The sequence below is a fragment of the Corynebacterium mendelii genome (assembly GCF_017307055.1).
Taxonomy (GTDB): domain Bacteria; phylum Actinomycetota; class Actinomycetes; order Mycobacteriales; family Mycobacteriaceae; genus Corynebacterium; species Corynebacterium mendelii.
Genome location: NZ_JAFLEQ010000011.1, coordinates 17,126 through 30,598, shown reverse-complemented (window position 1 = coordinate 30,598; position 13,473 = coordinate 17,126). Strand labels below are relative to the sequence as shown.

The following is a 13,473-nucleotide window of genomic DNA, read 5'->3' as shown; positions in this document are numbered from 1 at the left end:
AGTCGCCATCGCCCCATCGCCCGGCAGCCCGCCGCGACAGTGCCCGCCAAGGTTGTTCCGTGCTGGCTGGGCGGTGTTTGCACTGCGTGGAGGGGGTGTAAATGACATGGATGTCGTTACAGGTGCCCCCGGTGTCGGCGTGGCGTGGATTTGGCTAACCAGTCGAAATCAACGTAATCTTCTAGGCAGTCTGTTGTGCGATGCGGGACCGGTTAGCCGGTGGCCTTGTGCCACCGTCACCCGTTGTGACCGGGTTCCGGGTTTTCCCCGGTTGATTTGTCCCGCCGCGTGCAACCCGCGGCAACAGCGTGACCACATGTTTTCTGCCACTCCGCGTGGCCGGGTTCATCCACCCGGGCGACCACGCGGCGTGGCGTTATTGTGTGCACGGTGGAACCGCGAGCCGGTGTCCGTTTGGTTTTTCACACAACGGGCCGGTTTGATCCATGTCCTCATAAACCGGGGCTGTGGTGGTCGTCGGCAAAGTGTCCGCACTTTGTTTTTTCCAACAAGCGCCCGCCACGGCAACCGGGTCCGCCTGGTGGGACCGGGTGTGACGGCGACGGTGGATCGGCTGCGGTTGTGTTTTCCAAACCTTCAACCCCAGCCGGGTCCATCGGCTGCCGTGACCGTGGTCCATCTCCCCGGAAGGGGAGACAAAAACCAGTGGTGCCGCGTCACATGATGTGCCGGTGCCCGTGGCGGGCAAACCGAAATTTCACCTCGAAGGAGTGTTCACCGTGGCCAAGGGCAAGCGGACGTTCCAACCCAACAACCGTCGCCGTGCTCGCGTGCACGGTTTCCGTACCCGTATGCGCACCCGCGCCGGACGTGCCATTGTCAGCGCACGCCGCCGCAAGGGACGCAAGTCGCTGACCGCTTAACAACCGGTTGCCGGGTCGGAGCTGACCCCCGCCACCGCGCACCCAGACACTGTCACATACTGGTTGACAGGGGATTTTTTCCTGCACCAGTTCGCGGCATCAGGGTGCGCGGTGGTTTTTGTTTCCCACCGTCTGCGCCAGCCGGTGGCAGTCCCGTTCACCGTGCGCCATCGCCGTGATGGATGCGCACCGACACCTGAGGGTGAGGCCAGTCATGCTTCCCTCCCACATGAAACTGCACCGCCCGGAGGAGTTCCGGGCGGTGATGCGGTCCCGGAAAAAGAAGGGATCAGCCACAGTGGTGGTCCACTATCTGTCCCCCGGAACCGGCCTGCCCGGCTCATCTGCCGTGCGTGTGACCACCCCGTCACCCCGCTTCGGGCTGGTGGTGGGAAAAAACGTGGGCAATGCCGTGACCCGGCACCGGGTGTCACGCAGACTCAGGCACATTCTTTTCTCCCTCGCGCCCGCCATCGAGCCGGGTAGCGATGTGGTGGTGCGGGCACTGCCCGCCGCCGCATCGGCCAGCGGAAAGGAACTCGACAACGATGTGCGCACAGCACTGGGACGACTCACCGGACAGCGGCTCTAGCGGCCCGCCGGCCCGCCGCACCCCGGCCGGCCGGTGGGCGATCAAAGCGATCCTGTTTTACCAATACCGTCTGTCACCGCTTAAGATGGGGTCCACCTGCCGTTTCGAGCCGACCTGCAGCGCCTATGCACTGCAGGCAATCAAATCCAGGGGATTTGTGGTGGGCACTGTCATGGCTGCGGCCAGGATCGCCAAATGCGGCCCCTGGCATCCGGGGGGTTTCGACCCGCCGCCGGGATGGAGTGATCTTTAGCTTGCATCCGACACACACCCGACCGGGTTTATCAACCGACACCCGAAACCTAGGAGTACTGACTTTTCACCGTGCTTAACTTCGTCTACTGGCCGATCTCCGTTGTGCTGTGGTTCTGGCACAAGGTCTTCTCCCTGGTGCTGGAACCCACCTCAGGCATCTCCTGGATCCTGGCTATTGTTCTGCTCACCTTCACCATCCGTGCCCTTCTGGTCAAACCGATGTTCAACCAGATGCGCTCGATGGCGAAGATGCAGGAATTCCAGCCGCAGATGGCCGCCATCAAAGAAAAATACAAAAACGACCAGCAGAAAATGATGGAGGAAACCCGCAAGCTCCAAAAGGAGATGGGGGTCAATCCGCTGGCCGGCTGTCTGCCGGTGCTGGTGCAGATGCCGGTGTTCATCGGCCTGTTCCACGTGCTGCGCTCATTCAACCGGACCGGTACCGGCACCGGGCAGCTGGGACTGTCAATCGAGGTCAACCGGCAAACCGCCAACTACTTCTTCCAACCCGAAGATGTGCAGTCGTTTTTGGATGCCCGCTTTTTCGGGGTTCCGCTGTCGTCCTACATCTCCATGCCGCAGGACATGTACGAGGCGTTCCAGCCGGTTGATTTCACCCGCACCAACATCATCATTGTGGCCGTTCCGCTGATCGTGATCATCGCCGCGGCCACCCACTTGAACGCCAGGTTCTCGGTGATGCGCACCAAGCGCCGCCAGGCACAGGGTCTGACCAAGGCCCCGACCAGCGGCCAGATGCAGATGCAGACCGAGATGATGAACAAGATGATGCTGTGGATCTTCCCGTTCTCCATCCTGATCACCGGCGCGTTCTGGCATATCGGCCTGCTGTTTTACATGATGGCCAACAACATCTGGACCTACGGTCAGCAGCGCATCATGTTCGCCAAACTCGACCGGGAAGAAGCCGAGGCCATCGCCCGGAAAAAAGAGGCGAAACGAGCCACCGCCCCGAAGCCGGGTGTCAAACCGGTCAACACAAAAAAAGGCGGCCGGAAAAACCAGCAGCCACACCCCGCACCGACACCCGCTGACGATGCCCCCGCCGCAGACACCGGCACCGGCTCCGGCGCAGCGGACAGCCGGCAGCAAGAGCAACCCACCGGACTGTTCGGCGGATTGAAGTCCGCCTGGCGGCAGATGAAACAAGAGGCCCTGACCCAAGCGCAGGCCGAAGCCGACCGCAAGAAAAAGCAGCTCGAGGATTCCGCCTCCGGGACTTCCGGTGACACCACCGGTGACAGTGCCGCCGACAGCGGGGACAAGGCCGCCAACAGCGGTGACAATGCCCCCGACAGCAGCGGTGACACCACTCCCGCGGAGCATAAACGCGGGACAACCGCCGCCTCCACCCCGCAGCCCGGTGCCCGGCGGCAGGGCAAAAACAAAAAGAAAAACAAAAACAAAAACCGGAGCAAAAACAACAAGAGGAACACCTAGGTTTTCCGCCCGGTTGGCCCCGCCCCGCCCCATCGATGACAGCGAACCCAATCGCGATGTGCACCGGTGGGCGGGGCGGCGGTGATTTCGGGGCACCGGTTAAGCTTGGGGGACAGTGCCGGGCCGGAAAAAACCGCCGGTTCCGCGCCGTAGTTTTCATGTGTGCATGTCCCCCATGCCGCCGAGACCGATGGAAGGACCGTGGCAAACGCTGTGGCCGAGACCGTGTGCGACAACGACCCGCTTCAACCACCCGCGGCAGCCGAAACGATATTCGGCGGGCAGCTGGACAAGGCCTGCGCCTACCACCGGCTGCTGGCCACCGACGGCCACACCCGGGGGTTTATCGGCCCGCGGGAGATACCCCGGCTGTGGTCGCGGCATCTGCTCAACTGCGCGGTCACCCAGGAACTGTTCGCCGACGGCACCCGGCTGGTCGATATCGGCTCCGGGGCGGGTCTGCCCGGTATTGCGCTGGCGATCGCCCGGCCCGATGTGTCGGTCACCCTGGTGGAATCACTGTTGAAACGGTCGGTGTTTTTAAACGAAGCTGTCGCCGCGCTGGAACTGGACAATGTCACGGTCATCCGCGGCCGGGCGGAGGACCCGGCGGTGGTGGCGGCTGCCGGCGGGGCCGACTACGCCACCTCCCGGGCGGTGGCCCCGCTGGGAAAGCTGGCCGTGTGGTCGCTTCCACTGGTGAAAAAAGGCGGCCACCTGGTGGCGCTGAAAGGTGAATCCGTGCAGGAGGAAATCACCCGCGACAGGTCACAGATCACCGCCGCCGGCGGTGGCCGGCCCACCGTGGCAACCGTTGGTGTGGGGATGGTCGATGAACCGGCCACTGTCGTCGATATTGAGCGGGTCAGATAGCCCGCATCCGCAGGCTGTTTCCCGTCCGGCTGCACCCAGTCCACCCGTGAGGTGGATTGGGCGGGGTTGGGGCACTAGTGTCTAAGGTGTCTTTTCCACCGGTTCGGCCCGGGTTCATGAAGCCACAAACAATCATGTGACCTGCCGGTTTTGCCGGTGAGCGGGCGTGAGCGGGTGGTGGCCGGACAACGGTTGGCATCCTGCACGGCAAAGGGTGGGACAATCTCATCTTTTGTTTTTTCATCAAAAAACGAGCGACAAGCAACTGGGAGTTGGAACGAGTATGGATAACGCCACCTGGGACGACACGCCGATCGCGGCTGCAGCCCAGCGTGCGGCATGGATCCGCTCCCCGCGGACCCCGCAGCTGGACAAACCGGAAAGCCCCAGGCTGATTACCGTGTCCAACCAGAAAGGCGGGGTCGGCAAAACCACCACCGCCGTCAACCTGGCGGCCGGTTTGGCGCATGCCGGAATGAAAGTTCTGGTGGTCGACCTGGACCCGCAGGGCAATGCCTCCACAGCGCTGGGGGCCGACCACAGCGCCGGAACCCCGTCGACCTACGAAGTGCTGCTGGGGGAACTGTCCGCCCACGATGCGATGCAGCAGTCGGCCTCCCACGACAATCTGTTCTGCATCCCCGCCACCATTGACCTGGCCGGTTCGGAAATCGAACTGGTGACCATGGAACACCGCGAATACCGGCTGGCCGCGGCATTGAACGAGGAATTCCTCGCCGAGGAAGAATTCGACTACGTTTTCGTCGACTGCCCGCCGAGCCTGGGACTGTTGACCATCAACGCCATGTGCGCGGTCAATGAGGTCCTCATCCCCATCCAGTGCGAGTACTACGCCCTGGAGGGTGTCGGCCAGCTGCTGGGCAACATCAGCATGATCCGGCAGCATCTCAACCCGGAGCTGCATATCTCCACGATTGTGCTGACCATGTATGACGCGCGGACGAAACTGGCCGAACAGGTTGCCGCCGAGGTGCGCAACCACTTCGGTGACGTGGTCGCCACCACCGTGATCCCCCGCAGCGTGAAAGTCTCCGAAGCCCCCGGCTACGGGCAGACTGTCCTCGACTACGACCCGGGTTCCAAAGGAGCCATGGCCTATCTTGACGCCGCCCTGGAGATCGGCGGACGCGGTGACTACCGTCCGGCCGACGGCTCCGATGATCCTTTGGGTGTCGCCCCGGCTGACGGGTAGCCCCGCAGCCCCCGGATGCCGGCGTGCCGGGCCGTGTTCCGGTGTCCACCGCCACGCTGCACCGCACCGGTGATCCACAATGGATACCGACGGTTGCGGCCACAATAGTCAAACATCCGGCACCATACAGTCCCTCCCCTCCCCCACCCCACACCACAGCGGAAAGGCCCCCACATGGCAGGCGAGAAGCACACAGGCGGTCTCGGCCGCGGGTTGGCGTCCCTCATCCCGACAGAGGGTCGGAAACCACGCATCGGTGACGGTGCGGCCGATATTGTGTTCGGTTCCTCGAAAGGCAAAGGCACAGCCGCCGCGGCGGACGCACCCACCGCAGCGGCGGGCGGCGGCACCGATCCGGCGGCTCAGGCTGCGGCGAGGAAAGCCGCCGCGAGAAAAGCCGCCGCCACCGGCGCCCGCAGTTCCGGTCGCCGCCGCAGCAGCACACCGGCCACCGGTCAGCGTAAGCCCGCGGCCACCAACGATTTCGGGGCGGTCTACCGGGAAATCCCGGTGGCCGCGATTGAACCGAACCCGAAGCAGCCGCGCCACGTCTTCGACGAGGACGCCTTGAACGAACTGGTGCACTCAATCAGCGAATTCGGCCTCATGCAGCCGATTGTCGTGCGCCCGGCGGGTGACGGGAACGGGCCGGAACAACGCTTCGAACTGATCATGGGTGAACGGCGCTGGCGCGCCGCCGAAAAAGCGGGTCTGGCGGCCATTCCGGCGATTGTGCGGCACACCGACGACGGGGACATGCTGCGGGACGCGCTGTTGGAAAACATCCACCGGGTGCAGCTGAACCCGCTGGAAGAAGCCGCCGCCTACGCCCAGCTTCTGGAGGAATTCGGGGTCACCCAGGCGCAGCTGGCCGAACGGCTGGGCCGGTCCCGGCCGGTGATCTCCAATATGATCCGGCTCTTGGACCTGCCGATGCCGGTGCAGCGCAAAGTCGCCGCCGGGGTGCTCTCGGCCGGTCATGCCCGCGCCCTGCTGGGAGTGAAAGCCGGGGCCGAAGCCCAGTCGAAACTGGCGCTGCGGGTGGTGGCCGAAGGCCTGTCGGTCAGAGCCACCGAAGAAGCGGTTACCCTGCTCAACAACCACGGCGACGGGGAGGAGACCAAGCCGGCCCCGCGGCCGAAAAAAACCCCGCCGGAATTCGCCACCCGGGCCGCCGACCAGCTGGCCGACGGACTGGACACGAAAGTCACTGTGGCCGTGGGGCGGAAAAACCGGGGCCGCATCATTGTCGAATTCGCCGACAAAGACGACCTGGAGCGCATTATGGCACTGCTGTCCCGGCGGTAGAGGGGAAGGTGTGGAACCCGCATCCGCCGAAAACAGCGCACACACCGGTCAGGCGGCGGGCAGCCGGGACAGCTCAACCCCACCGCCTGCCGCCGTGTGCCGGGGGTAACATAACAGACGTCTGTTATTTCCCAGTGCTCTGGCCTGCATATTGTCCATGCCGTCCGTTGTGACGGAGTGTTTGCGGGGGTGGTGGTGCGTGCGGGCGGTTCCTGCCCAGAGCCCTCAAAAAGGCGTTTCACGGCTGCTGATGTGGCAAGTCCACCTGTTGTTTTCGGCCGCGCCGGTGGTACGGGCGGGCGCCGGATGCGGTGGCGGGCGCCGCGGGTTGTGCGCCACAATGGGTATCCCCCGCCCGTTTGTCACCGACCCGAAGGAGGTTTCACCGTGAAGGCTTTCTCACCGGCGCCGGTGACCGCTGACACCATTGGCCTGGTCCACCCGCAGTGCCTGTCGACAGTGTTCTGGGAAACCGACCCGCGCTACCGGGTGGCGGTTGCCGGCGGGGACATCTGCTTTGAAAAAGAAGCCTGGCTCAACCGTATTCTCATCAAACGCGGCGCCGTCGGTTTCCTGCTCGCCGACGGCGGCACTGCCCCGGCGGTGGCCACCGTGCTGTACTGCCGGTCGGCTGATGCGCCGGTGGTGGAGCATCTTCCCACTGCCCCGGTGGGCGCGGACGCGGAACTGGTGACCTCGATCCACACTGATGCGCACTGTCACCGGGCGGCGGTGCTGATGTGCCTGTCGGCGGTGGTGCAGGCGTTGACGGAGCGGGGTGTGGCGGCGCTGGAAATCTTCGGGCTCAGGTCCATGGGCCGCAAACACACGCGGGGTGGTGGAAGGGCACACGACCCGGCGGTCGCCGCCGCCACCGTCGACCATCCCCTGGATCCGGCGGTGGCGGAATCGGTGCTTGATCCGGCGGCAGTCGGGCTGGTGGAGGTGCCGCTTCTTAGGGAAGCGGGTTTCCGGGTGGTGGCCGACCATCCGGTGCTGCCGCGGCTTCGACTCGACCTGCCGCCCCGGCAGGGACTTTTGGCGGACACGGCCCGTGATGACCTCACCGGTGATGCGGTGATCAACACCTAGAATCCCGGCCGGTGGGCGCCCACCCGCCGCGGCCCGGAGGGGCGGGCGGGTGCGACGGGGGCGGGGTCAGTCGATCAGTTCCTGTTTCAGGATGTCGGCGAAACGGTAGGTGCCGGTTTTCATGTCATCCTGGTCGAGCAGGTAGAAACGCTTGACGGCCACCACCGTGGATTCGGCGATCGCATCCCTGACCGTCGGGTCGGTCAATTGTGTGACATCACCGGGGTTGGACAGGTAGCCGGTGACAACCTCGATGGTGGGCATCTGGGTCAGGCGCAGCATGTCCCAGGTGCGGGCATGGTTGCCGCAGTTGGTCAGACGGGTGCGGGCGGTGATCTCCCGCTGGATCAGACCCGACAGATGCTCCCCGGCCAGCGAGGAGCTTCCCTGGTCGGAACCGAAGAAGAAGGTGGCGCAGCCGTTGGCTTTCTCGTTCGGGTAGAAGTCACAGCGCAGGCACAGCATCACATCGGCGCCGAAAGCGTTGGCGATATCCGCCCGCTGCGTGTGGGAGGGATCATCGAAGCGGGGCCGGGACATGATGGTTTCCATCCCGGCGGCTATCATGCGGCCTTCAATGCGGGTCGCCAAATCCCACAGGATTTCTTCCTCGCTGATCTCCCCCCACGGGCCGGTGACCGCGCGTCCTTTGTTCCTGCCGCCCAAATCCGGGTCGATGACCACCCGTTTACCGGCCAGGCGCGGCCCGGCCCGGCGGACGGCTTCGCGTTCCCTGATGGCGTGCGGATTACCGCCGGTGATTCGTTTGCCCAGATAGCTTAGGGCGCGGATGGTTTTCGGCCCGCAGATTCCGTCGTCCTGCAGACCGTAGTTCATCTGGTAGGTGCGCACCGCCGCGTGGGTGTCCGGGCCGTAATGGCCGTCAATCCGGTCGGCGTAGAAACCCAGCTCCGTCAAATGCTGCTGCAGCTGGGCGACATCGTCGCCCACCATCACCTGTGCCGGCTGGTAGATCAGCACCCGGGCACCCAAATGGTAGGAGGCTTCCCGCAAAACCCGCAGGGTGGCTTCACCGATTTCGCCGCTGGCGATAATGCCGCGGGACTGCTGGAACGCCTGCACCGCTTCGGCCAGCGTCTGGTCGTAGTAGGTGTCCTCGCTGGTGTAGCTGCCGTCTTTCCGGCCGCTGACATCACGCTTGTAGCCGGGGATGAGTCCGAGGCGGGCAAGAGTTGCCCGCACTTCGGCAATCCGGGGTGACCGGTCGCCGACGCGAAGAATCTCTGACACGGACACCTCTTTGTCGTCTCATCGTCTGTGGGGCGGCTGACACACCACACCAGTCGGCGTTGTCGGCCGCACATGCGGCTGGCGGGGTCGGGCTAGCGACCCGTCCCCGTCAACAGGTCAAGGTTACCAGCGGTGAACCGGATTGTTGCGATCACAGCAAGCTTTCGAGTTTTTCCGCGATCGCTTCCTTTTTGTGGGCGCCGATCATTTCGCCGACTTTTTTGCCGTCCTTGAAAAACATCAGGGCCGGAATGGTCATGACCTGCCACAGCGAACCCAGGGTGCGCTCTTCGTCGACATTGACTTTGGCCACCACGGCGCGGCCGTCGAAGTCGGCGGCGATTTCCTCCAGCACCGGGGCCAGGCGCTGGCAGGGCTGGCACCACGGGGCCCAGAAGTCGACCACCACCGGTTGAGCGGAGTCCATGACAGCGGAACTCCAGTTATCGGTGGTGACCGTCAGCGGTGTCGACATGATTTTTCTACCTTTTTCGTCTCGGTTGTCCGGCCCGTTGCGGTGGTCAAACACCGGGGTCGGTGGGGGTGTGGCATTGACCCGGCCGACCGCGGCAACCGGGGGGTGGTGCGCGGTGACCGGAACGGGCCGGTGTCGGTCCGGCCCACCGGCAGCATACACGCGCCCGCGGCCGGGGTTTCGACGGCGGCCAGCATCAAGCCGGTGGGGGAAAAAGCATCCGGGTTTTACGGCCGTGGTGGGCGGCCGGTTACAGCGATTCCAGGTAGTGCTCGGCGTCGATGGCGGCCCGGCAGCCGGAACCGGCGGCGGTGATCGCCTGCTGGTAGTGGCTGTCGACCAGGTCACCGATGGCGAACACCCCGGGGATGGTGGTGGCGGTGGAGGGTTCATCGACGGTGACATACCCCCCGGCGTCGAGTTCCACCTGGTCGGCGACGATCTGGGAGCGGGGATCCAGGCCGATGGCCACGAACATGGCGGTGACGGCAAGCTCCGACTGATCGCCGGTGACGGTGTCTGTCAGGGTCAGTGATTCAACAGAGGTCGTCCCGTTGACTTTCGCCACGACTTTGTTGGTGGCGAAACGGATTTTCGGGTTGTTTTTCGCCCGCTCCAGCATGATCGCGGAGGCCCGGAATTCCTCCCGCCGGTGGACAATCGTCACCGATTTCGCGAAACGGGTCAAAAAGGTCGCTTCCTCCATGGCCGAATCCCCGCCGCCGATGACAGCGATGTCGTGGTCTTTGAAGAAGAATCCGTCACAGGTCGCGCAGGCCGACACCCCGCGGCCCAGAAGCTCCTTTTCCCCGGGAACCCCCAGATAGCGGGGTGCGGCCCCCATCGCCAGAATGACTGTTTTCGCCCGGTAGTCCACCCCGTCGGCGACCACGGTTTTCACCTGTCCGGACAAGTCGACGGAATCGACGATCTCGCTTTTCAACTCAGCGCCGAAACGCTCGGCCTGGCTGCGCATGTTCTCCATCAGGTCGGGACCCATGACCCCGTCGGGGAAACCGGGGTAGTTTTCCACGTCGGTGGTGGTCATCAGGGATCCGCCGTATTCGATGCCCTCGAAGACAAGCGGCGACAATTCGGCGCGGGCGGCATAGATGGCGGCGGTGTAGCCGGCCGGGCCGGAACCGATGATGATGACGTCGTGGATGGTGGTGGTCTCGGTCATGGGGGTTGTCCTTACAAACTGCCTTGATTGCTGTTGTCGACGCTGTGGTGGGGCGTCGGGTCCACGGGCGGGTGACCCGTTAACACGCTACCTTCTTTTTCCCCCGTCCCCGTGGCCCGGCCCGCGGCTACGTCTCCCCCGCTGCCGCTATGTGTCCTGCTGTGCGGTCGTTTCCGCGGCAACGACCGTGTTTTCTATGTGGCGGCGGAGGAATTTTTTCGCCCGGCTGCGCCGCGATTTCACCGTCCCCGACGGCACCCCCTGCATGTGGGCGACCTGACGGACCGTGTGGCCGGCCACATCGATGAGCACCAGCGCGTCGCGCTGCACCTGCGGCAGCTGGTCGAGCAGGTCGCGCAGCGTGAGTGTCCACTCCAGGTTCAGGTGCGGATCGTCGACGCCGGTGGTCTCCAGCAGGCTCAGCCCGAAGCCATTGTCGTCTAAAACCGTCTGCTCGACCATGCTGGCCCGGTTGATGTGGTCGTAGCCGGTGTTGGCGACGATCCGGTGCAGCCAGGTCGACAATTTCGCGTCGCCGCGGAATTTCCCCAGCCCCTGGGAGGCCGCCAAAAGGGCTTCCTGCAGGATGTCTTCCGCATCGGCTTCGGTGCGTGCGTAGCGCCTGGCGACCCAGCGCAGTTTGCTGCGGTGCCGGGCCACGATCGCGTCGAAAGCGGTATCGTTGCCGGCCTTGTAGTCGTTGACCAGATCCCGGTCGTCAACCGGATCCGCGGGCGGGCGGGAACGGCTGCGGCTGCCGGGTGCCGGTGGGGTGCCGGGTGTGGTGCCGGTGCCACGGGTTTCGGGCTGCGCAATCCCCGGGCTAAAGCTCATCCCGCCCGCCGGCCGGCCACCCATGCCGGTGGTTTGCACCGGTTGTTTGGCCGGTTTGGGTGCCGTTGCCCCCAGGGGATTGCCCGTCACCGGCCCGCCGCCCGCCGCCCCCGGGGCAAGCGGGGTGAACACCGGTGTGGTGGAGGTGTGACCGTCTGCCACCGCCGGGTCGGTGGTGGCGGCGGTGGTCTCATCCTCGTACACGGTGGCCGGACCCCACGGCGACTGGTCGTAGATGGTTGCCGGGGCCTGACTCGTACCGCCGGTGCCGGCGGCAGGGTGGTCGCGGTCCATGAGACGAATCTCCCCCCGAAGATCGTGGCTTCATGGTGGCTTCCGCACCACGCGAACCGCAACTGCCTATCGGTTCCATAGATATGTGGCCGGGATAACCTGAACCGCACAATAACGGTGGGTCTCCCCCGGCCTGGTCCGGGGGTGGGTGATGCGGGTACCCGGTGGTGGATGAGGGCGGGGCCGGCCCGGGGCGCGGCGCCCGCGGGGCGGGCACCGGGCAGGACAAAAAAAGGTGTGCCGGCCGCGCTGGGCGGCCGGCACACCGGGGTGTGGTGGGTGTGCGCGATAACCCGTGGCCGGGTCCGGCACGGGGAAAATTACTGGTTGTCGGGTGCTTCCCGGTTGGCCTGGTTGGCGTCGACCGGCGGATTGTCATCCAGCGGGGCCGGGTCGGCCACCGGTGCCGGGGGCGGGGTGTCGGCCGGCTGGCGGGCAGCGCCGGTGGCCGGCAGGCCGGTGGCGGCGATCTCGTTGATGTGGGCCGGGTCGGGCATCGGCAGGGCCACCACCCACACCAGCACCCGGTCATAGATACCGGGGTCGGTCACCGGCAGGACCGTCGGACCCTCCACCAGGTCACCACCCCCGATCGGGCGCGCCTGTTCGAGGGCGGTGAATCCGCCCCGGGGCACTGTCGGCGGGACACCGAAAATCTGCACCCCGGTGCCGGGCGTGTCGCTGGTCACCGTCACCTCGGTAAGCGTGGTGGGATGATCCAAATCCACCAGGATGCCGATACCGGCTTTGGTGCCCTCCGGCGGCGGGGCGAACTGGTTGCGGTAGACATCGGTGGTCCAGAAGGTTGCCGGATCACCGTCGGTGGTCAGCGGACCCAGCGGCGGGTTGTCCTCGAATCCGGGGGGCACCGGGGCGGGCTGCCATTCCCGCCCCGCCCGCACGGCCACCGGGGCCGGTTCCGGCGGCGGGGCCTGCCCGGCGGTGCCGGCGGCGGGATCGTCTGTGCCGACATTGCCGGTGACATTGGCGATCGGGTTCTGCTTGACGGGCGCATCCGGCTCATTGCCGCCGAACAGCCCGATCACATAAACCATCAGAGCTGCAGCGAACAGGACCAGGGCGATGGACAGCGCAACGATGACGGCGGTGGCTTTGCTGGAGTACCCGGCATTGCCGAAACCGGCTGTGGTGTCCGTGGGGCTGGGGGTCGGTTGGGCGGTGATGTGAATCTTCTTCCTGCTCGTCTCGTCCGGTGTGCTGTCACCGGCGAAGGACTTGTCCTCCAGTTCGGCGGCGAGTTCGGCGGCCGGCAGCAGCATCGGTGGGGTGGTATTTGTGTCATCTTTATTGTCTGCCGGCCCGTCGCCGACGGCAACTGTTTGTGCTATCAGCTCGGTCACAGGGGCCGGCACAGCGGTGCTGTTGTCGGTCAGCACCGCCAGCGCCGCGCCGATGGACCGGATGTCTTTGTCGGCGGTGTTGCCGGGCAGCACAGCCGGAAAAGCCAGCACCGCCCGTCCGTCGGTGGTGATGCGGATTCGGCAACGGTGCTCGATGCCCAGCGGCTGGCCTGCCGCATGCGCGGCCGCGGCCGCGTGCGCCAGGTGGCTGAGCGCCCAGCAGGCCGCATGGGGGTCGGCGCCGGTCTCGGCGACCTCCGCCAGGGAGGAGCCCTCGGTCCAGTCGGCGATCGTCAGACATCCCGCCCGGTAGGCGACCACCTCAATGCCGGTGGCGATGCCGGTGCAGTCAAGACCCGCCAGCGCCATGGTCTGTTTTTCAATCTTGCCCGCC

General features: G+C 65.3%; 12 protein-coding genes and 1 pseudogene. 8 read left to right on the top strand and 5 right to left on the bottom strand.

Features of this window, described 5'->3' with window-relative positions; genetic code table 11:
* The first annotated feature begins 740 nt into the window (after positions 1-740).
* From rpmH to JZY06_RS06710, 8 genes are all read left to right on the top strand, one after another.
* A complete protein-coding gene (gene rpmH / locus JZY06_RS06745) occupies positions 741-884 on the top strand; it encodes a 50S ribosomal protein L34 (RefSeq protein ID WP_013889512.1) in 144 nt (47 codons plus the stop codon).
* 214 nt (positions 885-1,098) lie between these two features.
* Positions 1,099-1,476: a ribonuclease P protein component gene (rnpA, locus tag JZY06_RS06740; RefSeq protein ID WP_207278798.1), complete on the top strand. Its 378-nt coding sequence runs from the start codon at positions 1,099-1,101 to the stop codon at positions 1,474-1,476.
* A complete protein-coding gene (gene yidD / locus JZY06_RS06735; RefSeq protein ID WP_242516791.1) occupies positions 1,433-1,729 on the top strand; it encodes a membrane protein insertion efficiency factor YidD in 297 nt (98 codons plus the stop codon). The genes rnpA and yidD overlap by 44 nt, the downstream gene beginning before the upstream one ends.
* 71 nt (positions 1,730-1,800) lie before the next feature.
* Positions 1,801-3,195, top strand: a complete 1,395-nt coding sequence (yidC, locus tag JZY06_RS06730) for a membrane protein insertase YidC (protein WP_207278796.1) — start codon at positions 1,801-1,803, stop codon at positions 3,193-3,195.
* 213 nt (positions 3,196-3,408) lie between these two features.
* On the top strand, positions 3,409-4,068 hold the full coding sequence (rsmG, locus tag JZY06_RS06725) for a 16S rRNA (guanine(527)-N(7))-methyltransferase RsmG (RefSeq protein ID WP_330617163.1): 660 nt from the start codon (positions 3,409-3,411) through the stop codon (positions 4,066-4,068).
* A gap of 283 nt (positions 4,069-4,351) precedes the next feature.
* On the top strand, positions 4,352-5,281 hold the full coding sequence (locus JZY06_RS06720) for a ParA family protein (protein WP_207278794.1): 930 nt from the start codon (positions 4,352-4,354) through the stop codon (positions 5,279-5,281).
* Positions 5,282-5,455: 174 nt separating this feature from the next.
* On the top strand, positions 5,456-6,589 hold the full coding sequence (locus JZY06_RS06715; protein WP_207278793.1) for a ParB/RepB/Spo0J family partition protein: 1,134 nt from the start codon (positions 5,456-5,458) through the stop codon (positions 6,587-6,589).
* 387 nt (positions 6,590-6,976) lie between these two features.
* Positions 6,977-7,681, top strand: coding sequence for a hypothetical protein (locus JZY06_RS06710; protein WP_207278792.1), 705 nt, complete (start codon positions 6,977-6,979; stop codon positions 7,679-7,681).
* Positions 7,682-7,747: 66 nt separating this feature from the next.
* Here the strand turns inward: JZY06_RS06710 and JZY06_RS06705 are convergent, their stop codons facing one another.
* The 5 genes and pseudogenes from JZY06_RS06705 to JZY06_RS12270 form a co-directional block, all read right to left on the bottom strand.
* On the bottom strand, positions 7,748-8,932 hold the full coding sequence (locus JZY06_RS06705; protein WP_207278791.1) for an N-acetylmuramoyl-L-alanine amidase: 1,185 nt from the start codon (positions 8,930-8,932) through the stop codon (positions 7,748-7,750).
* Between the two features lie 151 nt (positions 8,933-9,083).
* A complete protein-coding gene (gene trxA, locus JZY06_RS06700; protein WP_207278790.1) occupies positions 9,084-9,407 on the bottom strand; it encodes a thioredoxin in 324 nt (107 codons plus the stop codon).
* A 250-nt stretch (positions 9,408-9,657) separates the two neighbouring features.
* Entirely contained in the window at positions 9,658-10,590 is a 933-nt protein-coding gene (gene trxB, locus JZY06_RS06695) for a thioredoxin-disulfide reductase (protein WP_207278789.1), read from the bottom strand.
* Positions 10,591-10,737: 147 nt separating this feature from the next.
* Positions 10,738-11,718: an RNA polymerase sigma factor gene (locus JZY06_RS06690; RefSeq protein ID WP_242516790.1), complete on the bottom strand. Its 981-nt coding sequence runs from the start codon at positions 11,716-11,718 to the stop codon at positions 10,738-10,740.
* Between the two features lie 320 nt (positions 11,719-12,038).
* Positions 12,039-13,473, bottom strand: a pseudogene (locus JZY06_RS12270) (hypothetical protein); the annotation flags it as partial.